We start from the raw sequence: 24,219 nt of genomic DNA, 5'->3' as shown, positions 1-24,219 counted from the left end.
TGTTTCAACCCTTATGTATTTTGTTGAAAAAGCTGCTCAACAAAAAATTGTAAATATCCTGTAGGCCCCTTTTGCACAGGCCAGGATTCAACTTTCCGGGCAATTTGACGAAAAGCTTTTGCCGCATCACTATTCGGACTGGCAATGGTTACCGGTGTTTGCTTCTGCACAGCTGCACGAAGATCATGATCAAAAGGAACACTTCCCAAATAGTCGATGGCGACATCTAAAAATTGATCACACACCTTTGCTAACTTTTGATAAAGCATTTCACCATGTTTGGAAGTTCGTGTCATATTAGCCAATAATCTAAAACGGGTCAATCCAAAATCTTTACTTAAAACCTTTATCAATGCATAGGCATCGGTAATAGAAGCCGGCTCATCTGTAACCACTACAACCACTTCTTGTGCAGCTCGACAGAAACTGACAACGCTATCTGCAATACCGGCAGCTGCATCCACAATCAAAATATCTAGATCATCACTTAATTCTGAGAAAGCATTAATAATGCCAGCATTCTCCATGGGAGAGAGTTGTGCCATTCTTTTCACGCCTGAGGCCGCAGGAATCACTTTTAACCCTGCTGGTCCTTCTATCATGACCTCTTTTAAACTCTTTTCACCATCTAAAACATGAGAAAGATTATATCGAGTTTGTAAACCTAACATAATATCGACATTAGCCAGCCCCATATCCGCATCCATCAATAGGACACGATGACCTAACTTACTGAGACTCACACCCAGGTTAACCGAAATATTGGTTTTACCGACGCCCCCTTTTCCACTGGCAACCGTAATCACCTTGACTGGTTTTCGACCTTCTGTTCTTTGTCGATCCGCATCATGTGAAATTTCTGCAGTTTGTCTTGTTTGAGCTTGCATGGCTCTTAGGCCTGCAGCCTGATCTTTAACCATCACTCACTTCCTTTCCCATTCCCAATCTTAATGCTTCATTATAAGAACGATAATGTTGATTCTGCTGACTCAAAACAATCGCTCTATCAATCAATGTCCTAACATCTGCTCTTTCTAAATCTTCCGGCACTTTTTGCCCATTTGAGATGTAGGAGAGTGGCAGTTTATTTTCAATAAGGACTGTTAAAATATTCCCTAATTGCAACGCCTCATCCATTTTCGTCATGACACACCCTTCTAATCCAATCTGATCAAAGGCTTGCACGATATCTTGCATGACATGCAGTTGAGTAGCTGCTGACATTACTAAGTAATTATGAACTCTATCAAAGGCTTCTTGATGTGCCGTTAGCTGTTGTGAGAGTTTTATATCTCTTTGGCTCATGCCCGCCGTGTCAATCAAAATTAATTTTTTGTGTGCCAATGAGGCTAATAAATTATAAAGCTCAGCTTGCGTACTGGCCACATACACTGGTACGCCAATTAAATCCGCAAAGGTTTTAAGTTGTGCCTGAGCGCCAATTTTATAGCAATCTGTCGTCACCAAAGCAAGAGCATTTGGGGCATTACGCATGACAAAACGACTGGCCATCTTGGCAATAGTGGTTGTTTTACCCACCCCTGTTGGGCCTACTAAGGCCACAATTCCACCTTTTTCAATAATATCTTCTTGATGGACAGGTACCCTGGCCTCAATTTCTTGCAGAATTAATCCCCATGCACGCTCAAAAGAGATATCTACGCTATTGACTAAATCTTGTGACAGTTCCCAACCAATCCCCAAACGCATCAAACGTTTAATTAGATCTACCTTATGCGGTTCCATCGCCTCAGAGTGATTCCATGCCAACCCCGAAAGCTGATTTTCTAACATATTGCGCACAGCTTGCAGCTCTTGAGCCATTTTAGAAATCTCTAATTGAGATTGCTGGGTACTGGCAGGCTCTATTTCATTCGAAACATAATGCGTTCTTGAACCACGCGCTTTCTCTTTCGCTAAACGCGCCTTCTCTTCAAGCACTTCAGGATCAATCGCCGCCACCACTTCAATGCCTTCATCCGTATTTCGGGTGGACATAATGACAGCTTCTGGACCTAACTCTTCCCTAATAAGCGCCATAGCTTCTCGCGAAGTCGGTGCGACATAACGCTTAAGCTTCATTCATTTTCCCCTTGTGCAGCATTCTGCCCCACATTTGCCACCACTTTAATTCGACGATTTTCTGGAATTTCAGAATATGCCAATACATGCAATGTGGGCAAACTATGCTTAAATAATCTAGCTAGCTGCGCGCGAATTTGAGGGGCAACCAATAATATCGCCGGATGCCCTTCATTTTCAATCTTTTGTACCTCATCTCTGAGCGCACTGTGCAATCTTTCCGCCAAGCCGGGATCTATCGCAATTTGTCCCTCAGGTACGCCTTGAGTCGCTTGAAGCAATAACTGTTCCAACCCAGGATCTAAAGTAATGACTTGCAACTCATCTTCAGATCCTGCAATCTCTTGAACAATCGCTCGACCTAATCCTTCACGAACATATTGTGTCAGTACATAAGGATCCTGAGTCATTGCCGCTTTTTCAGTGAGCACTTCTAAAATCGTTCGCATATCTCGAATAGGGACATTTTCCATAATTAAATTTTGCAAAATTTGCACCAGCGTCGAAAGTGGCAATTTATCGGGTATCAGGTCTTCCACCAGTTTAGGATAATTCTGTTTCACCTTATCCAATAATTTCTGCACTTCATCATAGCCCAACAATTCATAAGCATAGTCTTTAATGACCTGACTTAAATGGGTAGCGACAACCGTGCTGGCATCAACCACAGTATAGCCTAAAGCTTGAGCTTGTTCACGATCACTCGGATCAATCCAAACAGCATCCAAACCAAAAGTGGGATCCTTGGTTTGAATCCCCTGTATCTCTCCAAAGACTTGCCCAGGATTTATGGCCAATTCTTTATCCGGATAAACTTCGCCTTCACCAGCGACCACCCCATGCAGCATAATCCGGTATTGATTCGGACCCAGGTCTAAGTTATCTCGAATATGCACAGATGGGATTAAAAACCCTAATTCTTGAGAGAGCTTACGGCGTAAACCTTTAACTCTATCTAAAAGCTGTCCATTCTGAGCTGGATCAACCATTGGAATCAAGCGATATCCCACCTCTAATCCTAATGTATCAACATTTTGCACATCTTCCCAGCTTAATTCGGTTGCAGTCTCTTCTTCTGCTTCCGTAGACTCTAACCCCTCTTCAGCTTCAATTTGTTCCGCTTCTTTTTGTTTTTTGGAAATCAACCAAGCACCCAAGCCAGCTACGGCCGCAAAGGTCAAGAAAGCTAAGTTTGGCATTCCCGGAATTAAACCAAAAATGGCAACAATCCCAGCGGTCACCCCTAAAGCTCGAGGGCTGCCAAACATTTGCTTCATCAATTGTTCATTAATCTCACCTTTATCCCCCGCAACGCGCGTAACAATAATTGCTGTAGCGGTTGAGAGTAACAGGGCTGGGATTTGTGCAACCAAACCATCCCCTAAAGTGAGTAAGGTATAAACTTTGACTGCATCTGAAAAAGACATCCCATGCTGTCCCATACCAATGGCAAAACCACCAATAATATTAATAAACAGAATGACAATGCCTGCAATGGCATCTCCTCTTACAAATTTACTGGCACCATCCATTGAACCATAAAAGCTGGCTTCTGCTGCTATCTCTTCTCGCCGTTTTTGCGCTTCTTCTTGCGTAATTAGACCCGCATTCAGGTCAGCATCAATTGCCATCTGTTTTCCGGGCATCGAGTCCAAGGTAAATCGTGCACTGACCTCTGCTACGCGACCTGCGCCTTTGGTAATCACCACAAAGTTAATCACCACCAAGATCGCAAAAACCACTAACCCCACAGCATAGTTACCACCAATTACAAATTCCCCGAAGGCTTCGATCACATGTCCAGCTGCTTGGGGCCCATTATGTCCTTCTAATAAAATCACTCGCGTTGAAGCGATATTTAATGCCAAACGAAAAAGCGTTGCCACCAAGATAATGGTCGGGAACACTGCAAAATCTAACGGACGCTTGGCATAAAGCGTGACCATTAAAACAACTAAGGAAAGCGCAATATTAAAGGTAAAAAAGACATCCAATAAAAATGGTGGCAGCGGAATTACCATCATCGCCAACAAAGCTAAAATCGCAATGGGGATCCCTAACCCACTGGCTACAAAGTTCTTAACTTGTTGAACGATTTGCTTAACATCCATAAATATCTATTATTGTTCTACTTGAAGCGCTTCAGGAATCGGCAGATTATTAAAATCAACTTCTGCCACCTTTTGTCCCTGACGCAACTGAAAAACATAAGCTAAAATTGCTGCTACCGCTTTAAACAGTTCGTAAGGTATGGGTTGATCAATCTCAGCATTATAGTATAAAGCACGTGCCAATGGCGGCGCTTCTACCACAGGAATATTATGCTCTTGAGCAATGACTCGAATTTGACTGGCCATAAAATCCGCACCCATTGCCACAACGACCGGCTCTTGCATCTGCTCTGGATCATATTTTAATGCCACTGCAAAATGTGTCGGGTTGGTTACAATAACATCTGCTTCTGGAACTTTCTGCATCATTCTCTGCTGAGCCATCTGTCGTTGTAACTGACGAATTCGACCTTTAACTTCCGGATTCCCTTCTTGCTGTTTAAACTCCTCTTTCACTTCTTGCTTTGTCATTTTTAACTGTTTCGTATGCTCCCATAGTTGAAAAGGGACATCAATCATCGCCACGATTAACAGGGATAAACTCACAAAGACAAAAGCTTGCATAATTAAAATGGCTGAATGCAGCATCCCTTGGTAAAGGGACTCTTGACTGACAGCCAACACTTGATCAAAAACACTGTATAAATAATAGGTGGCCACAGCCGTCACCAATAAAAATTTTGCGAGTGCTTTTAAAAGCTCCATCAATGCCTTAAGAGAAAACATTCTTTTAAAACCTGAAATCGGATTCAACTTACTCAGCTTGGGCACCCAAGTAGAGGTAGAAAAACTCCAACCCCCTAACAGCATTGGCGAAACAATCGCAATCAAGACCATTAAAAATAGAAAAGGCAATGACATGATTAACGCTTCATTAAAAAGCTCAAAAATGAGACCGGCCATTTTTTGGAGGTCAAAAGCATAGGATCGGTCAAAAGAGAGCCCTTTGGTCATGATGGTAATAAAGCCCTCCATCATCCCCTGACCAAAAAAAAGAAAATAAAGCGCCGCTGAAAGCGTCATCAAGAGCGTCGTCAACTCTCTAGACCGCGGTATTTGACCTTTTTCTCTCGCTTCTCGAAGTTTTTTCTCGGAGGGGTCTTCTGTCTTTTCTGAACCGTCTTCGTTCTCAGCCATGATTCACTTACTTTTCTCGTTTAAAAGTGAAGCTGACGTACAACGTCAACTGCCCGATTCATCAGTTCTTGAAAATGGGGCACCAGTACTGGTGTTGTGAGATAGAGCAACACAAGCCCCGCAATTAAAGTAATGGGAAAGCCCACAGCAAAAATATTTAAAGCAGGCGCCGCACGCGAGATAACGCCAAATGCAATATTCACCAACAACAGTGCGGTCACAGCTGGTAAGGCAATTAATAAGCCTGCACTAAAAATAAAGCTGCCAAATTGATAAACACTTTTTAAACTCTCTATCGAGAGCGCATGTAATGAAACCGGCAAATATTCAAACGATTGGCTCAACAATTGAATGACCAATAAATGACCGTTCATATCCAGAAATAGGAGTGAGACTAAAATTATATAGTATTGACTGACAACGGGTGATTGCACACCCGATGCTGGATCCACCATTGTCGCAAAAGACAACCCCATGGCTAAAGCAATCATATGACCTGCAAAGACAAATGCTTGAAAAACCACCAGAAAAATGACGCCCATGGCTAAACCAATCACCACTTGTTGCAAAATCAATAAAATTCCAGCCCAAGTAAAGGGCGAAACCGCTTCTGGCAGAGTTAAATTAGGGGCAATCACCATGGTAATGAAGATAGAGAGAATGATTTTAGAACGATTACTGACTGCTTGACTACTAAAAATTGGCAGAACAGCAAACATTGCCGTCAAGCGAACAAAAGGGTAAAAGTAAAGACTGATCAGTTGTAAAAATTCAGAGTAGGAGAAGGTCACGACCCTTTTCCTATCCAATCAAATTCGGAATATTGGTATAAAGTTCTCGGGTAAAAGAAAGCAAGGTATCCATCATCCACGGGCCTGCTAAAATTAACACCAAAACCACTGCTGCCAACTTAGGAATAAAACTTAAGGTCATCTCATTGATTTGCGTAGCCGCTTGAAACATCCCGATCAACAATCCAACGATCAGTGTAGGAATAAGCAACGGAGCTGAAAGCAGGATAACCACTTCCAACATTTTCTGTCCCAAAGTCAGTACTGTATCGGGTTGCATTTAAACGCCTCCAGAAACTACAAAACTATTGGCCAAAGTCCCCATAATCAATGTCCAACCATCAATTAAAACAAATAACATGAGTTTGAAAGGCAGGGAGATAATCATGGGTGAGAGCATCATCATCCCCATGGACATCAATAAGCTAGCAATCACCAAATCAATAATTAAAAAAGGAATGAAAATCATAAAACCGATTTGAAAGGCCGTTTTTAACTCACTGGTCATAAAAGCGGGAATTAACACCTTAAAAGGCACAGTTTCTGGTTCATCCAACTTCACATCTGCCATCTCTGCAAACATAGACAGATCATCTTCCCTTGTTTGTTGCAGCATAAAAGTATGCATTGGTTTACTTGCGATTTCGACCGCCTGCGTAAATTTAATTTGTTCGTTTAAATAGGGTTTTACGGCTTGATCATAAATCTTATCCAAAATAGGTGACATGATAAACAGCGTCAGAAACAGTGCCAACGAGATTAACACACGGGTCGAAGGTGTTTGCATAGTCCCTAGAGCTTGTCGCAAAAGTGCCAACACCACAATAATGCGTAAAAAAGAGGTGGTTGCAATTAACAAGGCTGGCAAAAGCGTCAACCCTGTCATTAACAATAAAATTTGAATGGTCAGCGTATAATCTTGATTACCCTGTGCATCCGTTTGCACTGTAAAAGCCGGAATGCCAGGTTCAGCAAACGCCCCTAATGGAAGCAGACAACCGATAAGAATTAAAAGAAACAGTTTTTTCACGGGTTTGATGATGGCCTTTTTTTATCATGCATGCTTTTTGACGCTTGTAAAGCTTCCTGTAATTTTGCCGAAAATCGATTAGCAGTCACGTCCCCTTCTTCTATTTTTATCGGTTCCGTTAAAGTATATAAGTGGGTAATTTGACTAGGTGTCACACCAATAACAATCTGCTCTTCACCAATTTGCAATAATACCACTTTTTCACGCTGCCCTAAAGCAATGCCTCCTAAGACTTTTAATTGACCATTTGCTGCACCATTAACATGTGCATAACGCTTTAGAAGCCAAGCCGCAAAAAAGATAATCAGCAGAATTAAAATCAACGACAGTAAAATTTGCAAAAAATAATCACTAGGTTGAACCGTAGCGGCAATTTTTACTTTTTCTGCTGTTTCTTCTGCTGAGTTTTCAGCCATAACCATTAATGGCGAGCTCATCAAGCCAATAAATAGCCCTCTCTGTAATAGATCTGGCCATCGCCTTAAGGAATACTGTTTCATTATTTAAGATTTTTTATCCGCTCTTGAGGACTGACCACATCTGTTAGACGAACCCCAAACTTATCATTAATCACGACCACTTCACCATGCGCTATCAAAGTCCCATTCACTAAAAGATCGAGCGGCTCTCCAGCTAATCGATCCATCTCAATGACAGAACCTTGCGTATAAGAGAGTAAATTACGAATAGTTGCCTTAGTGCGTCCAATTTCCAACTGTAAGGTGACCGGAATGTCCAAAACCACATCTAAATCTACCTTGTCACCCTCCTCTCCTCTTTCTGCTTTAATTGCATCAAAAGTTTCCTGACTTAACTCATCTTGCGTCGCTTCTGCCTGTTCATTTAAAGCAGCGCCCCAAGGATCTTCCTCTTCAATAGCTTCAGGTTCATCTGCATTCTCTTTTGCAGCCGCTTGCTCATTCAGAGCATCCCCCCATGCACTTAAATCATCTTCTTCACTCATTGCTCCAATCCTTTGTATTTTCAATAGGTTTTTCAGGGTAAGCTGGATGGCGAATGATTTCTTCTATCTTAACCGCTTTTTTATTCTTGCTGATTCCTAGCTTACCATTAAAGAGGGGTATTTCTCCAGTACGAACCCGCACTATGTCAGGCTTATCTATCGGAATAATATCGCCTGCCTCCATATGCATAATATCTTCCATACTTAAAGAAATACCCGGTAAATCTGCGACCAGTTCAATCTCAACATTCTTAACCTCTTCTTTAAAGGTGCGAGACCAACGATTATCACTTTCACCCTGAAGATTTTGTACCCCCTCTTCCAATTTATCTCGAATGGGTTCAAGTGTGGCATAAGGAATGACAATATCAATCCGTCCCTCAACCCCTTCAAAACGTATATTTATAGGACTAATGACCACCATATCAGTTGGATCGACAATCCCAGCAAATTTTGGATTCATTTCTGAATGTATATATTCGATATCAATATCCAGAACGGGTGCCCAAGCCTTATGAAGATTTTCGTTCACAATATCCAAAATGGAACGAATCATACTCATTTCGACCGGTGTGTACTCTCGCCCTTCTATCTTGAAAGGTAATAGCCCTGTTCCACCAAAATAGATATCGACCGCTGTAAAAATCAATTTTGAATCTAACGTAAAAAGTGCAACACCATTTAAAGGATTAAGACGATAAATGTTTAGACTAGTGGGTACAAAAAGGTTTCTCAAATAGTCAATCATTTTAATAATCTTGACTTCGCTAGCGGTCACTTCAACAGATGCCATCAACATTTTATTAAAATGACGTTGAAACCCCCTCGCAAATCGCTCATTAATGATATCTAAGGCAGGCAGGCGTCCTCGAACAATGCGTTCCTGATTAGTGAAGTCATAGACCTTAACCCCAGCATTATCAGCGGTATCGTCATTTTCAACTTCGACATCACCTCCGCCCATGCCTTTTAACAAAGCATCGACTTCATCCTGGCTTAGAATATCATCCATAAAAAATCTGCTTTATTTAATTATTACTGCATGACAAAGCGTTCAAAATAAACCCCTTCAAGCAAATCTGGATAAATCCCATGCTCCTTAAGTACCTCACGTGCGGCTTCTAAAATGCGCTCACGTAAGATCTCTTGAGCGTTATCTTTGCTCATCTCTGTATAGGTCTGCTTTCGCAATATCTCAGTAATTTTATCGCGCAAGATAGGACGAAGATGTTCCATATCACCATGCTCGCCCACAAGCTGTGGGTAATAAGACATAAATTTCAATGTCACTGCCAAATACTTAGCCTTCCCTTCTCCTTTAAAGTTCACCACAAAAGGTTTCATCTCAAAATATAAAGGTTCAGCATCTTCAGGTGGTGCAGGATACTGCTTAAATTTAGGTGAATAATGTTTCGCATGGGGATTCTCATGTTCAGCTTCAGCACTCGCTTCCGCCACTGCTTTTTCTTCCCCTTTGTCGTTGTGTTTACCCTGGCTGAGGAGCAAGAAAGCTAAAACGCCCATTCCCACCATCATCAATACAATTAAAACAATCAATACAATGATCAGGCCTTTACCTCCACCACTGCTTTTCTTTTCTTCCACTTCTTCAGCCATGCTGACCTCCCTTTTAAAATACAATTAAACTAAAAATTCAATGAGCTGCTATATTCTAATGCTCACCTGAGGTGTTTGTCATTTCCTTTTCTAGTTGTTCTGTTGTCGGCGCTTCACTCAAACTTTTTAAACGCTGCTCAGCTTCTTTATTTAAGACAATAATACTGATTCGACGATTTCTGGGGTTATAGGGATTATTTTTATCAAAAGGTACCGTATCCGCTAATCCTACCACCTGGGCAATTTTTTTTGGATCTACCCCCCCTTTAATTAAGAGGCGTCTCGCTGCATTGGCTCGATCTGCTGAAAGCTCCCAGTTGGTATAGTCTGGACTATTACGGAAACGGGAGGAATCTGTATGACCGGCAATGCTAATACGATTTTTTGTTTGTGATAAGATTTTACCCACTTCTTCTAATAACTTAGCAGCATAATCTTTTGGCAAATCAACCCCCGCTTCAAACATGGGTCGTTTACGATCATCCAATACTTGCACCTGAAGCCCGTTTGGCGTTACATCAATTTTTAACTGATCCTTCAATTTGTTCAACTGAGGCGAGCTTTCAATTTGCTTTTCTAACTGCTGTTTGAGCTTTATCATCTCTTGTTTTTCTTGCTCTTTATCTTGAGCTGAAGTGCCACCGACCTTCTCTCCATTTCCTTTTGGCGAAGATTTAAACCCGCCCATATCAATCACTGCATCATTCGGACGACCGGCACTTTTTGACTCAATTAATACTTGGGGAGAGCCTTCTATCACCGTCGGATTACGGAAGTATTCAGCCATGGCTTTCATTTCCTCATCATTTTCACCGCCGAGTACCCAGAGCATTAAAAAGAAAGCCATTGCAGCGGTCATAAAGTCTGCAAATGCGACCTTCCATGCCCCCCCGTGTGCACAGTGAGGACATTTGGCGATACGCTTAATGATTATGGATTGTTCATCACTCATTATGGCTAACTTCTATTTTTGTGTTTGTAGATATTCATCGAGCTCTTGGAAAGTCGGCCGTTCAGCCCCTGGAATGGCTTTACGGCCAAACTCTACCGCAATTTGCGGGGCATAGCCATTTAAATTTGCCATCAAACATGTTTTGATCGTACTAAAAAATGCACTGCTGTCATTGGCACGGTTTGCCATATCAGAAGAGATAGGGGCCACAAAACCATAAGCGGCTAAAATCCCCAAAAATGTTCCCACCAATGCCACAGACATATGGTGTGCAATTTCAAGTGGACCTGCATCTAAATAACTCATGGTTACAATAATCCCTAAAACTGCTGCGACAATACCAAAACCTGGCAAGGCTTCAGCTACCTTCCCCACTGCTTCCGAAGGCATTGTAGCTTCATGGTGATGAATGTCTAATTCTAAAATCATCAAATCTTCTAACTGATATGGGTTACTGGCTCCACTGATCATTAAACGCAAATAATCACAAATAAAATCAACGGCATGATGATCAGCCGCAACCTTAGGGGACGCATTAAATAATTCACTTGAGTGTGGATCTTCTACATCTGCCTCGATGGCCATCAGTCCTTCTCGACGCGCCTTATTAAAAATACGGAACATAAGACCCAACAGCTCTAAATACATTTCTTTGTTATAAGGATTAGGCTTAAAAAGCGCAATCGCATTGGTAAACCCTGCTTTAACAACCCAACCAGGGTTAGCAGTAATATAGGCACCAATCGCTGAACCAATAATAATGAGTACTTCCAACGGTTGGATGAGAATTCCAATGCTACCATGAGGTAAATACCCCCCGAGCACACAACCAATCACGACCAGTGTTCCAACAATACCCTTCATATCCTATCCTTAAGCCTCCATCCAAGGAGCGTTCAATAAAAAATTAAAACTATTATACTCGAGAAAGTGTTCTTTCCATTTTTTGGTGCGTTTGCTGTAATGCCTCAAATCCATCATGCACTTTTATCAGCATCTCTTCTACTTCTTTGGCTTTTGAAACAGACGATTCTACACGATGATCGCTCTGCTCCAGTGCTTGCACCGCACTTTCTGTTTTCGATTGTAAAGACTCTACTTGTGCTTGAATATCTTCGGTTGCCTCTTGTGTTCTTGACGCTAAATTTCGTACCTCATCCGCCACCACCGCAAATCCTCGACCATGCTCTCCTGCTCTTGCCGCTTCAATGGCAGCATTGAGTGCCAACAGATTAGTTTGTTTAGCAATATCCTGAATTAGAATCAAAATGTTATCAATATTTTCACTTTCAATGTGCAAATCATTAATGATATGCGTTGCTGAAGCCGCCTCTTCTGCCAGCGCATAAATTTCTTCATTCACCTGATTTAAAGCTCCCTGACTTTCTAACACCTGATTGTCCATCTCTTGCACATTGTCTAACATTTCATCACAGCGCATTTGGAGCTCTTGACGACACTGTTTGACCTCTTCCACCGCCTGTTCAAACTTTTCATCATTTTGTCGTAAAAGCATCAATTTATTTTCTACCTCGTCAAATTGCCGCATCAAATCATCTATTCGCTTTTGTGCTTGTTTCAGCTCACCCTCTTTATCTTGAATTTTTTGGTTGAAAAATTGCAATAACTTCTTTAGCCATGCATAACGACGAGGATCTAAAGAAGACAAAAGACTGGTACGCCATTGGGTTTCATTACGCTGAATCTGCTCCTCTACCAGTTCAGTCAAATAGTGTTCTTCTTGTTGAATGCGTTGTCTTAACCAAATTAAATAGCCAATAGAAATTAATACAATAAAAGCTAAAAATAAAATGCCTACCCATAAAAAACTGAATGAGTCTTTCTCTCCTGCAGCCCAAGCCAGCTCGGGCTGAAGAAAAATCATCCAGCCAAAACCAATTGAAAAATGAGAACAAAAACTCATTAATTTCTTAGGCATAATAATCAACCATCGAATCCGATAAGGTGCTTAATTGAGTATTGGGAATAATTTGAAGTTCTTCATCCTCCCCGTTCAACCCTACATTTTGCGTATTTTTACCCGTTTGCCTTCCATTTTCTTCAGCATAAGCGCCTTGCTCAAAACCATGCTCTGCCACATCTAAGTTTGCTAACTGAGCACCATTACTCTCTAACATCTCTCTCAATCGAGGCATCGCGTCCATCATTGCTTCACGCGTCAGCGCATGATGAGCCTGAAGGTTGATATGCAGCTGTTTATCTTTGTCCATATGTAAACGTACCTGAATCGGTCCAAGTTTTTCAGGATTCAGTGTAATCTGCATTTTTTGAAGACCACGACTGACCGCCATGATCAAATGCTTCCCTAAAGCCTCTCCCCACTTTTGAGAGTGGATGCTATGAGGAATGGTCTGATAACTCATTGGAAGTTGACTCATTTTATCCGATATACCTGTCAAATTATTGGCAGAATCGGTTTTAATATTCTGAACACCTAGATCTGTTAATCCCTCTTCCTTAGCCTGCGCTATCTGCAGTGCCTTCTGCTGTTTAAGGACTGTTTGATGCTGACGAAACTGCTCCATAATGGCTTGTGATTTAAGTGCATCTGCTGTCATACCTGCAGACAGAGATGGCTGCTGTCCTGGCTGCAATCCATTCACCGGTTGCCCTGAAACAGCATTTTGTAAGCCGATTTTTTGATCTTTAGATAAAAGGGAGGTTTGCAAAGTCTCCTCTTCAACTGTCTCATGAGAAGAATCACTTTGATTCAAATTAGACCCAAGACTATTTAAATTATTTTGCGTATTAGACATCTTGCCTGCTTTAGTCATCGCAGTTATGTTTTGTGGCGTATGACCTGCCATCTGAACAGATGGAATAAAGGTTTCAGCAGTTTGAATATCTAAAGTTATTTCTTCAACTGTTTGGGATAGCTCTTTTGAGAGATTTTTTGCATCAGAAGCATTAACTTCAGTATCAGAATCCTTTATTTTTGAAGCAGTGTTTTTGACATGCTCACCTGCCTGAGCCATCGCAGTTGTGTTTTGTGTCGTATGGCCTGCTGTCTGTGCCACCATCTCTACAGATGGAATAACGGTTTCAGCAGTTTGCTTATCTATAATTATTTCTTCAACCGTTTGGGATGGCTTTATTGAGATATTTTTTGCATCAGAGACATTAACTTCAGTATTAGAATTCTTAATTTTTGAAGCAGTGTCTTTTATAGGCTCTGCCTTCATCATCGATGTAATCGGTGTATTGAGAGCCCCTCCCTCTTGATCTGAGGCCACTTTCTGATTCTGCAAAGAAGAAGGGACAGTAACTATTTCAGAAAGCCCATTCTCTTCTCCCCCTGGAGAAAATATTGCATTCTCAATCTCTTGAGTCAGTTGGCCACTCATATTTTCCTTGTCATTTGACTGTTTAGAAGGCGCTATAAGCTCAGAGATATCTCCCAAGGATTGACTCACTGCCTTTTCCGCAGACGGTTTTGTTTGCATAGATTGAGGTGTAGCCCCCTCTTCTGTAGAAGCTTTTAACAGTGCACCAAAATCTAATGCCTCCTCTGAAGCTTCAGAAGTTTGCGAATTAGGTTGGCTTTCTCCAGAAATCGGTAACGTAACCACTTCATTCTTAGAAAGCTGAGTTGTAGAGACCTTAGCCATAACATGGGTTTCTGAGAGTTCACTTGTGTGCTGTAACATTTTTTTATCTCTTATTATTTTCTTTACTATTCAGATTTAAATCTAAACACTGTCAAAATCGTCTCGCAAAGAAATAAGCAAATTCCATGCCTGTTTTTAAATTAGGAAAATGAAAAATCAGAAATAGTGAAAAAAATACGTCCATTCAATTGATGGGGTTTCTTCGGTGGGTTAAATCATCTAGCATCCTTTGTTCCTGACGTTGATGCTGTTTTTCTTGTTCCTGGCGTCGAGTTTGCAAAACTTTTTTTAACCCTTTCAAACGAGCACGCTTCTCCAACCAGATTTTTTGAGCCTGCTCCAAGGATGCAGAAAGCTGCCCTGCTTTGTTTTTTTCTTGCAGAAGGGCTTCTTGAATTTTATTAATAAAGGCTTGTGTATTTTTAAAATGGAAGGCTTGAAAAGTTACTGCGTTGTCTATCGTTGTCGGTGAGTTAGAAATTTCTTGCAAATACTGTTGTAAAGAGTTGATCTGAAACTCGTTCTGCTCTATCTGTGACTGAATGGCGGACAGCACTTGTCCCGCCTCCTCTAACTCACGTTCTGCTAGCCCAACAACGGTTTGCAACTGCTTAATATTTTGTTTCATTTCTTAATGGCTATGACAACAGACACTTTTCCAATGCTTTCACGCTCTGCGCTAACGTAAAAGCTTCTTTAATCCCTTGCATTAAGTAAGATTCTAATGCTGGGTGTTTCTCAATCGCTAAATCAATTTGTGGATCGGTCCCTTTTTTATAAGCACCAACCGTAATCAGGTCTTTATTTTGTTCATAGAGCGAATAGAGTCTTTTAAAACGATTGGCTAACTGCAAGTGACGTTCTGAAGCAATATCCACCATCACTCGACTTACAGAAGCTTCGATATCTATAGCAGGATAACGACCCGATTCGGCAATGTGCCGTGATAAGACAATATGGCCATCCAAAACGCCTCGTGCGGAATCTACGACAGGATCCGATTGATCATCTCCTTCCGCCAAAACAGTATAAATGGCAGTAATAGAGCCTTCTCCTTGATCGCTATTTCCTGCTCTTTCAACCAACCGGGGTAATGTTGCAAAAACCGAAGGTGGATAACCTTTGGTTGCGGGCGGTTCACCTACTGCGAGCGCAATTTCCCGCTGAGCTTGTGCAAATCGGGTTAAAGAATCCATTAACAATAAAACATTCAATCCTAAAGAACGGAAATATTCAGCAATAGACGTTGCCATCATCGCGCCATGCAGACGCATTAAAGGCGGATCATCTGCCGGTGTCGCCACCACCACTGAACGTTTTAACCCCTCTTCCCCTAAATTATTGCGCACAAAGTCATTCACTTCTCGACCGCGCTCGCCAATGAGCCCAACGACAACGACATCTGCATCTGTATAACGAGTCATCATCCCCAAAAGGACACTTTTTCCGACCCCTGTTCCAGCCATAAGCCCAACCCTTTGTCCCTTGCCTAAGGTGAGCAGACCATTTATCGCTTTAATACCCACATCTAAGGGCGCCATAATAGGGTTACGTTGTAAAGGGTTGAGAGGTACACCCTCTAAAGGCCAATGGGAGTCAGTCGGAATGGTGCCCTTGCCATCTAATGGATGACCGGTTCCGTCTATAACACGCCCCAACATCTCTTTACCAACTGGCACTTCTATCCCACCATTTAAGGGGACAACTTGCGCATTGGGGGCCAACCCTTGGACCCGACCAATGGGCATTAAATAGAGCGTATCCTGATTAAAACCGACCACTTCAGCCACGATAGGCGGTTGATTGGGCTGCCTAATTTCACAGCGAGCGCCAATGGCCGCATAGGTACCCACGGCTTCAATGGCCATCCCCACCATGCGCACTAAGCGACCAGCAATAATAGGTTGAGGATCAGGTGGCAGTGTCTGCCGGAGTTGTTCTAATTGTTGACTCACAAATTGTGAAAGACGATTCATCATGACTCCGAATCGGCTTGAGAAGAGGTGATTGCATTTTGCCACACTTGGTCTATGACCGTTTTAAGTTGTTGCGGCCAATCTGATATCAGTGTTGAGTTTTGATGTTTAATTTTAACTGACCCTTTAGGCAACGTTTTTTCTGCGATAAGCCGCCAACCTTGAGGGAAATGTTCAGATTCCTGTTCTAAATAGGGCGTCAAGGTCGCTTCCAGTTCTGGATGGATATAAACCTCTATGAACTCCTTAATCTCCGGGAGTTGTGCCAACGTTTTTTTAAAGACCGAAATCGTCCATTCAGGCGTTTGCTCAATGGTTTGTTGCACAATTTTTTCACTCACAGCTAGAGACAGGGCAGCCATCTGTTCAAATACTACATTTTCTAATTGTGCATAAGGCTCCACAAAAGATTGCATCAATTCATCCATCTGCTGGGCGGTTTGTTGCAACAGGACAGCTTGCTTTTTCTGTCCCTCTTCTAGGCCTTTAGCCAACCCTTCTTCATAACCTTTTTGATATCCTTCAGCATATCCCTCTTCTCGTGCTTGTTGGCGAAGCTGCTCTTCCTCCTCTTGCTGGAGACGAACTTGTTCAATGGCTTGTGCTTCTGCCTCTTTTTGATTCGCTTCCTCTTCTTCAGACGTTTGAAATTGGTCAAAATTCCATGGTGAGACCGCCGATTCAATCTTCTCTTTAGACGCTGACAAGACACGCGTTTTTTTTGGCTCTTCAGTCATTGGCATTTTTATACAAACTCTTCACCCGCACCTGGCATCATAATCTTCTCTTCATCGGCAAGACGACGGACCGTTTGAATTACTTGACGTTGCGCATCTTCTACATCTGAAAGCTTGACTGGCCCCATCATCTCAATCTCTTCACGCAGCATCTCGGCTTGACGCTTGGACATATTGTTCAAGAACTTGTCGATGAGTTTCTGATCGGCACCTTTCAGAGCCACTTTCAAAACGTCCATTGGCACCTCACTAGCAACGGTTTGCATAGCACGATCATCCAGTTCAATAAGATCTTCAAAGACAAACATCTTATCTTGAATCGCTTTACTTATATCTTCATGTTCTGTCGCAATCTCATCCAGAATTTTGGTATCTTTACCGCCCCCAATCAAATTGAGAATTTCTGCGGCTTTTTTCTCACCGCCAACCACGACCAATTTACCGCCATCTCCACTGGCTTGATTTTGAATCACATCATTCAAATCAAACAGCGCTCTTGGTTGGACCGTTGTTAATGTTGCAATACGATAGATAACTTCTGCCTGAAATCTTTCAGGAATCCCTTCGAGCACTTGCGCAGCAATATCAGGTTCAAAGTAGGACAATATCACTGCAATCACCTGAGGGTGTTCATTTTTCAACATATTCGCAATCGACGAAGGGTGCATCCATTTCAAAGCTTCTAGACCTTTAATTTGATCGGCTAGCATGGAAACATCCATGCTTTGTCCAGCGCTTTCGCCCAAAGCTTCACTAATCAAACTTTGTGCAAACTCACTTGGGTCAACGCCTAAAGCTTCCTCACCCTGTTCATCCATAAAGGCTTGTAAAGCTTCTTTGATATCTTGATGACGCACATTTTCTAATTGAGCCATGGCATTGGCAATTTGCTGCACCTCTCGGGGATTCAAATGAGCGAGCACCTTTGCAGATAACTCTTTCCCTAAAGATAATAATAACAAGGCTGAACGCTCAACCCCATTTCTGGATCCCCGCTCCTCAACTTCTTCTATTTCCTCTGCCATTTAGGATTCCTTCAACCATTCACGAATAATATAAGCCGCGGCCTTAGGATCTGATTCAACAATTTCTTTTACTTTATTCACCAGATCTTCTTCTTCTTTCATCTCTTCTTCAACTTGCCCTTCTGCATTATCAATCTCTTGATTCATCTGCTCTAGCGCTTGAGAAATTTCTTCTGCATTTTCCAGATCTTCTTCATCTTCTTCAGGTATACCCTCTTGATACTCCAATTCAAACTCATCTGGTTTAGAAAGATCCTTCAACATCGGTCGAATGACACCAAAAATAATCAAGAAGATCGCAAGACCTGCTAACACTTGTTTGATGAGGTTAATAAACCACCCTTGCTGCCAAATTGGGGTGACGTCTTCCTCTGTCATAGGCTGAGCAAAAGGCGCATTCACAACACTTAAAGTATCTCCACGGGTTTCATCTAATCCCACCGCATCACTTACCAGACGACGATAACTTTGCAACTCTCCATCACTACGTGGTTGACTCACCACATTTCCATCTTTATCAAGGGTCGTTTTATTATCAACCACAACAGCCACAGAGAGTCGTTTAATATTGCCTACAGAGTTTTTAACATGGCTGACCATTCGATTGAGTTCAAAGTTTTTGGTCGTCTTTTCCTTTGAACTTTTTAAGTTAGGATCTTTTTCGGGTGAATACCCTTCTTCCGGCGCAATCCCAGCTCTAGGCGGCTGATTGGTTAAGGCGCCTGGAATGCCTGTCGGTCCTTGTTCGCGATTAATCTCTTTGACAGTCTGTTCAGAACGAACAGCCTCTGGATCCGGCTCATAATTTTCTCTTGTCTGCTCTTGCTGAGTAAAATCCAACTCAGCGGTTACCTGGGCTCGAACTTTATCCTCACCCCCAACGATGGGAGAAAGTAATTGGATAATCCGACGCGAAAGGGTAGACTCAATATCACGTGTATATTCCAGTTGCTTCATGCTCATGCGCATGCTGCCAGTTTGACTATTGTCTGTGAGTAAATTTCCGTTTTGATCCACAACGGTGACATTTTTGGGATCAAGATTGGGCACACTCGAAGAAACCAAGTGCACAATGGCACTGACCTGTTCTTCACTCAAAGAACGACCAGGATAAAGTTGAACGACCACTGAAGCGGTCGCAGGTTTTTGCTTGCGTACAAAAACACTTCGCTTTGGCAAACCCAACATCACGCGTGCAGACTTAACCGCATTAATTGATGCTACAGATTTTGCCAACTCACCTTCTAATGCTCGATGGTACTGTGTCGTCTCCTTAAATTGAGAAATCCCAAATCCTTGGTCTTTATCTAGGAGTTGATAGCCAGTGGGTGTCTCTTTAGGGAATCCAGCAGCCGCCAATTTAATGCGTAAAGGATAAACCTGATCGGCGGGCACCAGAATCGCACCTGTTTTTTCATCCAACTTATAAGGGACTTTCTCTTTATCTAAAACCTGTATGACTTCATTCACATCTTTTGGCTTTAATTCGCCAAAAAGCAGTGCATAATCTTCTGATTGAGACCAAAGAATCACACTAATGGTTAAAGCGATCGTAGCAGCAAGTGCGATAACCAAACTCACCTGCTTGGCCACAGAAAGAGAAGCGACTTTATTAATAAAATTTTGCAGACTGTTTACCGAGTCGGGGGTTGAAGTCGTTGTCGCTGAAGAATCTGGCATAAGGGGTTCTTTTTAGAGTGTTAATTATTTTAAGATCTTGGCGCAAGAAAAAACTTCGCTAAACTTAAATTCTATTTTTAGCTGAAACATTATCTACGCCAAGCGCTCTCTAGTAAATAAGTATTAAATTGGCATATTCATCACATCTTTATAGGCTTCAACCAATTTATTACGAACTTGAGTCATGGCTTGAAAAGAGAGGCTGGCTTTTTGCACTTGAAGCATCACTTCTGAAAGTTCCACCCCATCCTCTCCTCTTTCGAAGGCTTCTTTTAACGCCCCAGCTTGATGCTGTTCATGATTGACCGCTTCGACAGATTCAGAAAGTAAATCCGCAAAACTTTCTGCACTCTCCACGCCAGTTTTAATGGTTTGTGGTTCAGCAGGCTTGGAAGCTGCTTGCGCAGAAAGCGAACGCATTTGTAGCATCAAACTTTGAGTATCAATCGGTTTCATCGTCACAGCATTTACTCTTCTAAAACATTTAAGGGAAAGTTATCGTCAAAATCCTATCATTCTTTAGGATATTTTAGTCTATTTGTAAAAAAGATAGCAAACCATATGCCAAAAGCTTTAATAAATTCCAATTTTCCCAGTCCTGCCCTTTTATCTAAGATATTTTAAGGGATTTCATACCCCTGCTCCTTCAATTTAGAGAGCTTATAACGCAAAGTGCGTGGACTTAATTTAAGCGCCTCAGCTGTTTTTTGTCTCTGGCCCTTAAATCGTTTTAAGGTTGCTAGGATAAGCTCAGCTTCCTGAGTTTTCAAATCCATCACTTCAAACGTTTCCTCGGGACTCTTTGCATCAGCCACACTCTCTGTGGTCAAATCCTCTTGCTTTTCTTTGGTAGTCTCGGCTTGCTTAAAGGTAAAATCATTTTCTAAAAGAATATCTTGTTCATTAATGGTGGTTCCTGACATCATCACCAAAGCGCGCTGAATCACATTATCCAACTCTCGAATATTTCCAGGCCAATCGTATTGCAACAACTTGCGCATTGCCGGTGCGCTGATCATGGGCTCAACTCGACTGTGATCACAATGACGGTTCAGTAATTTCTCAGCAATAGCCGCAATATCCTTTTTACGTTCTCGTAACGGCGGCAGCTGCATTGGGAATACATTTAAACGATAGTAGAGATCCTCCCGGAATTTTCCCTCCTCTATTGCCTTTTTCATATCAATATTCGAAGCACTTAAAATCCGAACATTTAATTCAATGCTTTTCGTACTCCCTAGCCGTTCAACTTCTTTTTCCTGCAAAACACGCAATAATTTAGCTTGTAAATCGGGGTTCATTTCTCCGATTTCATCTAAAAATAGGGTGCCATTTTGTGCCTGTTCAAATTTACCAGGCATGGATTTCATTGCTCCCGTAAAAGCCCCTTTTTCATAACCAAATAAAACCGCTTCTAACATAGACTCGGGAATGGCCGCACAGTTAATAGCGACAAAAGGCTGTTTAGAACGTTGAGAATGTGCATGAATATAACGGGCTAACACCTCTTTCCCTGTACCACTTTCTCCCAAAATCATGACAGACGCATCACTTTGTGCCACCTTGAGCGCCATCGCTTTCAACTGGTGCATCTGTGGTTCAGCGACCACAAAATCTTCATCAGAAGAAGCATCCCGATTAAAATAGGCTTGGGCTTTTTCTACCAATACGCTTGCTTCAAATGGCTTAACAATATAATCCACTGCCCCCGCCTTCATCGATTCAACCGCTTGCTCAATGGTGCCATAGGCCGTCATCAACACAACTGGTAGATAGGGTTTAATCGCTCGGATACGCTTCATCAATTGATAGCCATCCATCCCGTCCATGCGAATATCGGTAAAAACCATCCCAATTTCATCATCCAGTGCGACTAAAGCATCTTCCGCATTGGAAACGGCAACCACCTCAAAAGCGTTTAAAGCCAATGTATCCGTCAAAGCTTCTCTAAGCTCTTCATCATCTTCAACCACTAAAATCTTTGCTATGGACATAATCGACCTATTTTAAAGGGGATTCTAAATCAACTTCATAATTTAAACTGTTTTCACTTGTTCCCATGACGTTTTCCATACCTGAACGAGAAACCAAAAAAGGTAACCCATTTTTATCATGAGCTTGACGCTCATCATAGCGTGGCAAGCGAATAACAAATCTAGCACCATTGGGTGGTACAGAATAGACCCAAGCCTCTCCACCATGGGCTTCAGCTACCGCACGAACCACAGCCAATCCTAAACCGGTACCTTTTGCCCGATTGGTATAAAAAGGCTCAAAAATTTTCTCATGTAACGCTTCTTCAATCCCAGGGCCATTGTCATTGACAATCAAATCGATAAAACCCGTTTTATTTTGCGCGACACTCACCTCTATATGAATGCCCTCTTGCGCAATAGATACCGCATTTAAGACTAAATTTTGTAGGGCGGTAATCAGCGCATCAAAATCCCCTAAAACTTTAACAGGTAACTCATTCTCTCCAGTCACTATGGGCTGAAACACCATTGTCACCCCTTCCTTGACTTCTTGGTGTTCTAAACTGTGCGCCAGAGATTGGATAAGATGATTCACCTCTATCACCTTATTTTGTGTCCGACCACCTTTGGCATATTGCAACATATCATTCACCAAAGACTCTAGATGTCGTAAGCTGGTCAAAGATTTTGCCACGAACTTTTGTCGCTGCGTTTCTTCAAGTTGCTGACTATTCATTTGAGACAGATAAAGCAATGCCGAAGACAAAGGCGTGCGGATTTGGTGAGCCAGTGACGCAGCCATCTCCCCTAAGGACTCTAAACGCTGATGACGACTCATATGGTTTTGTAACTCTCTAGCGGCCGTCACATCTTGCAATAATATAATTTTGCCTTGATCTTCATCTAATGCTTTTTCAGAGAGTTGATAAACCGTTTTATCGTGCTTAATCAACTCTTGCGCATCCGTCACATATAAAAAGACATTTCGCACCACTACTGACCAATAGCGCTCAAGCGCATCATGCCCTAAAATTTGCTGCGCACTCTGATTCATTTCAATGATGCGATTATCCGCATCCAGCACCACGACGCCTGCTGGCAACAGAGTCAGTAATCGCTCTAAGCGCTCTGCGACTCGAAGTCGCGCTCGGTCACTCTCCTCTAACTGCTTTTGCAACTCGGCCACTTGCTCTTGCAGAGACTCATAGGCTTGGGTGAGTTGTAAAGAGGTTTGATTAAATAGGGCAAAAGCTTGCTCCAACTCTTGCAGCCTTTGTTGCTCTAATGTATTTAGCTTTTGTGTTTCGCCCTGCTCATCCATTTGCTCTTCTACACCCGACTCTATTCTTTTTTAAGTCAATTGATATTTACGAATTTTCTCGACCAGAGTAGTGCGATTGGTTTTCAAAAGCTTGGCCGCCTGAGAGACATTTCCTTTAGTTTGATTCAATGCCTGCTGAATCAGTTGAATTTCCATCTCCACTAAGTAGGACTTTAAATCTACACCTTGATTAAGATCCGGCATACCGACATTAAACCCTTGTAAAGCCGAAGGGGGCTCTGATTCTAGTCCCTGCTGATCTTTTTTCTCTTTTTCTTCATTCTGCGGTAAAGTCTCCGTTTTGATCTCTGTATGAGCAGATGGTCGCACTAACTGAGCATCTTCTGCAACTTCCACTTGATATTTTTCAGGGAGTTGCTCTACCCCCACTTCATTTCCAGGATAAAGAATAGAGAGACGCTCCGCTAAATTACCTAATTCGCGCACATTGCCTGGCCATGGATAATGTTGCAATACGATCATCGCTTCTTCCGTTAATTTGGGAATAGCACGACCGCTTTGCTCAATTTTTTGAAACATAAAATCCAATAGATCTGGAATGTCTTCCACCCTTTCTCTCAAGGCAGGTATTTCAATGGGGAAAACATTCAAACGGTAGAATAGATCTTCTCGAAAATGGCCTTCCTCAATCTGATCCTCTAAATTACGATGCGTCGCGGCGATGACGCGAACATCACACTGAAAGCTTTTATTACCGCCCACCCGTTCAAAAGTCCGTTCTTGCAACACGCGTAAAAGCTTAACCTGCATTGGCAGCGGCATATCCCCAATTTCATCTAAAAAGATACTGCCTTTTTCTGCCAACTCAAAACGCCCTTTTCGCGCAGTGATCGCACCGGTAAAAGCGCCTTTCTCATGGCCAAAAAGTTCGCTTTCCAATAATTCAGAAGGAATGGCACCACAATTAATCGGCACAAAAGGTTTATCGGATCGGTTAGATAGGGAATGAAGCGCCTGCGCCACCACTTCTTTCCCGGTCCCCGATTCTCCTAGAATCAATACCGAAGCCTCAGTTGACGCCACCTGCTGAATCAATTGTTTGACTTTTTGCATTGCTGAACTCGAGCCAACAATAGAATTTAATACATGCTCTGTAGATTGAGACATCTTTTTTGCCATTTTCAACACAATAAACATGTTTATATCGGGTTTGACAGAAAATGTCAAAAT

General features: G+C 42.2%; 23 protein-coding genes and 1 pseudogene. All 24 read right to left on the bottom strand.

The genetic code is table 11. The annotated features are described in order from the left end of the window. Nucleotides 1-11 precede the first annotated feature (11 nt). The 24 genes and pseudogenes from ACYQ05_RS02515 to ACYQ05_RS02400 all read right to left on the bottom strand — a co-directional run bounded on the left by ACYQ05_RS02515 (nucleotide 12) and on the right by ACYQ05_RS02400 (nucleotide 24,168). The gene (locus ACYQ05_RS02515; protein WP_459818026.1) at nucleotides 12-920 is read right to left on the bottom strand and encodes a MinD/ParA family protein; all 909 of its coding nucleotides are present in this window, start codon (nucleotides 918-920) and stop codon (nucleotides 12-14) included. Then, nucleotides 913-2,082: a flagellar biosynthesis GTPase FlhF gene (gene flhF / locus ACYQ05_RS02510; protein WP_459818024.1), complete on the bottom strand. Its 1,170-nt coding sequence runs from the start codon at nucleotides 2,080-2,082 to the stop codon at nucleotides 913-915. The genes ACYQ05_RS02515 and flhF overlap by 8 nt, the downstream gene beginning before the upstream one ends. Then, nucleotides 2,079-4,193, bottom strand: coding sequence for a flagellar biosynthesis protein FlhA (gene flhA / locus ACYQ05_RS02505; protein ID WP_459818022.1), 2,115 nt, complete (start codon nucleotides 4,191-4,193; stop codon nucleotides 2,079-2,081). Before flhA ends, flhF begins: the two co-directional genes overlap by 4 nt. A 9-nt stretch (nucleotides 4,194-4,202) precedes the next feature. Beyond that, a complete protein-coding gene (gene flhB, locus ACYQ05_RS02500) occupies nucleotides 4,203-5,330 on the bottom strand; it encodes a flagellar biosynthesis protein FlhB (RefSeq protein ID WP_459818020.1) in 1,128 nt (375 codons plus the stop codon). A 20-nt stretch (nucleotides 5,331-5,350) separates the two neighbouring features. Continuing rightward, entirely contained in the window at nucleotides 5,351-6,121 is a 771-nt protein-coding gene (gene fliR / locus ACYQ05_RS02495) for a flagellar biosynthetic protein FliR (RefSeq protein WP_459818018.1), read from the bottom strand. 10 nt (nucleotides 6,122-6,131) lie between these two features. Beyond that, complete coding sequence (gene fliQ, locus ACYQ05_RS02490) at nucleotides 6,132-6,401, bottom strand: flagellar biosynthesis protein FliQ (RefSeq protein ID WP_459818016.1); 270 nt, start codon at nucleotides 6,399-6,401, stop codon at nucleotides 6,132-6,134. Further along, on the bottom strand, nucleotides 6,402-7,151 hold the full coding sequence (gene fliP, locus ACYQ05_RS02485; protein WP_459818014.1) for a flagellar type III secretion system pore protein FliP: 750 nt from the start codon (nucleotides 7,149-7,151) through the stop codon (nucleotides 6,402-6,404). Continuing rightward, nucleotides 7,148-7,573: a flagellar biosynthetic protein FliO gene (gene fliO / locus ACYQ05_RS02480; protein ID WP_459818012.1), complete on the bottom strand. Its 426-nt coding sequence runs from the start codon at nucleotides 7,571-7,573 to the stop codon at nucleotides 7,148-7,150. Before fliO ends, fliP begins: the two co-directional genes overlap by 4 nt. Before the next feature lie 77 nt (nucleotides 7,574-7,650). Next, nucleotides 7,651-8,115 carry a flagellar motor switch protein FliN gene (fliN, locus tag ACYQ05_RS02475; RefSeq protein WP_459818011.1) on the bottom strand — a complete coding sequence of 155 codons (465 nt, stop codon included), beginning with the start codon at nucleotides 8,113-8,115 and terminating at the stop codon, nucleotides 7,651-7,653. Next, nucleotides 8,108-9,127 (bottom strand): flagellar motor switch protein FliM, encoded by a 1,020-nt coding sequence (gene fliM / locus ACYQ05_RS02470; RefSeq protein WP_459818009.1) that lies wholly within the window; start codon nucleotides 9,125-9,127, stop codon nucleotides 8,108-8,110. Before fliM ends, fliN begins: the two co-directional genes overlap by 8 nt. Before the next feature lie 23 nt (nucleotides 9,128-9,150). Then, on the bottom strand, nucleotides 9,151-9,732 hold the full coding sequence (locus ACYQ05_RS02465; protein WP_459818007.1) for a flagellar basal body-associated FliL family protein: 582 nt from the start codon (nucleotides 9,730-9,732) through the stop codon (nucleotides 9,151-9,153). 55 nt (nucleotides 9,733-9,787) lie between these two features. Continuing rightward, entirely contained in the window at nucleotides 9,788-10,684 is an 897-nt protein-coding gene (motB, locus tag ACYQ05_RS02460; protein WP_459818005.1) for a flagellar motor protein MotB, read from the bottom strand. 12 nt (nucleotides 10,685-10,696) lie between these two features. Continuing rightward, nucleotides 10,697-11,548, bottom strand: coding sequence for a flagellar motor stator protein MotA (motA, locus tag ACYQ05_RS02455; protein WP_459818003.1), 852 nt, complete (start codon nucleotides 11,546-11,548; stop codon nucleotides 10,697-10,699). 52 nt (nucleotides 11,549-11,600) lie between these two features. Further along, nucleotides 11,601-11,954 (bottom strand): annotated as a pseudogene (locus tag ACYQ05_RS02450) (methyl-accepting chemotaxis protein); the annotation flags it as partial. Between the two features lie 661 nt (nucleotides 11,955-12,615). Further along, nucleotides 12,616-14,352 (bottom strand): flagellar hook-length control protein FliK, encoded by a 1,737-nt coding sequence (locus ACYQ05_RS02445; protein WP_459818001.1) that lies wholly within the window; start codon nucleotides 14,350-14,352, stop codon nucleotides 12,616-12,618. 145 nt (nucleotides 14,353-14,497) lie between these two features. Next, nucleotides 14,498-14,941, bottom strand: coding sequence for a flagellar export protein FliJ (gene fliJ, locus ACYQ05_RS02440; RefSeq protein ID WP_459817999.1), 444 nt, complete (start codon nucleotides 14,939-14,941; stop codon nucleotides 14,498-14,500). Between the two features lie 10 nt (nucleotides 14,942-14,951). Further along, nucleotides 14,952-16,289, bottom strand: coding sequence for a flagellar protein export ATPase FliI (gene fliI, locus ACYQ05_RS02435; protein WP_459819030.1), 1,338 nt, complete (start codon nucleotides 16,287-16,289; stop codon nucleotides 14,952-14,954). Beyond that, nucleotides 16,289-17,032, bottom strand: coding sequence for a FliH/SctL family protein (locus tag ACYQ05_RS02430; RefSeq protein WP_459817997.1), 744 nt, complete (start codon nucleotides 17,030-17,032; stop codon nucleotides 16,289-16,291). The genes fliI and ACYQ05_RS02430 overlap by 1 nt, the downstream gene beginning before the upstream one ends. Nucleotides 17,033-17,034: 2 nt before the next feature. Continuing rightward, nucleotides 17,035-18,051, bottom strand: coding sequence for a flagellar motor switch protein FliG (gene fliG, locus ACYQ05_RS02425; protein WP_459817995.1), 1,017 nt, complete (start codon nucleotides 18,049-18,051; stop codon nucleotides 17,035-17,037). Continuing rightward, nucleotides 18,052-19,731, bottom strand: coding sequence for a flagellar basal-body MS-ring/collar protein FliF (gene fliF, locus ACYQ05_RS02420; RefSeq protein ID WP_459817993.1), 1,680 nt, complete (start codon nucleotides 19,729-19,731; stop codon nucleotides 18,052-18,054). A gap of 123 nt (nucleotides 19,732-19,854) precedes the next feature. Then, nucleotides 19,855-20,187 (bottom strand): flagellar hook-basal body complex protein FliE, encoded by a 333-nt coding sequence (gene fliE / locus ACYQ05_RS02415; protein WP_459819028.1) that lies wholly within the window; start codon nucleotides 20,185-20,187, stop codon nucleotides 19,855-19,857. A gap of 164 nt (nucleotides 20,188-20,351) precedes the next feature. After that, nucleotides 20,352-21,725 (bottom strand): sigma-54-dependent transcriptional regulator, encoded by a 1,374-nt coding sequence (locus tag ACYQ05_RS02410; RefSeq protein ID WP_459817991.1) that lies wholly within the window; start codon nucleotides 21,723-21,725, stop codon nucleotides 20,352-20,354. 7 nt (nucleotides 21,726-21,732) lie between these two features. Further along, nucleotides 21,733-23,028 (bottom strand): sensor histidine kinase, encoded by a 1,296-nt coding sequence (locus tag ACYQ05_RS02405; RefSeq protein ID WP_459817989.1) that lies wholly within the window; start codon nucleotides 23,026-23,028, stop codon nucleotides 21,733-21,735. A 30-nt stretch (nucleotides 23,029-23,058) separates the two neighbouring features. Further along, nucleotides 23,059-24,168, bottom strand: a complete 1,110-nt coding sequence (locus ACYQ05_RS02400) for a sigma-54 interaction domain-containing protein (RefSeq protein ID WP_459817987.1) — start codon at nucleotides 24,166-24,168, stop codon at nucleotides 23,059-23,061. Between the last annotated feature and the right edge of the window lie 51 nt (nucleotides 24,169-24,219).

The sequence above is a fragment of the Galenea microaerophila genome, from assembly GCF_054657255.1.
The sequence above is the reverse complement of the archived record's forward strand: the minus strand, read 5'-3'. Positions and strand labels throughout refer to the sequence as shown.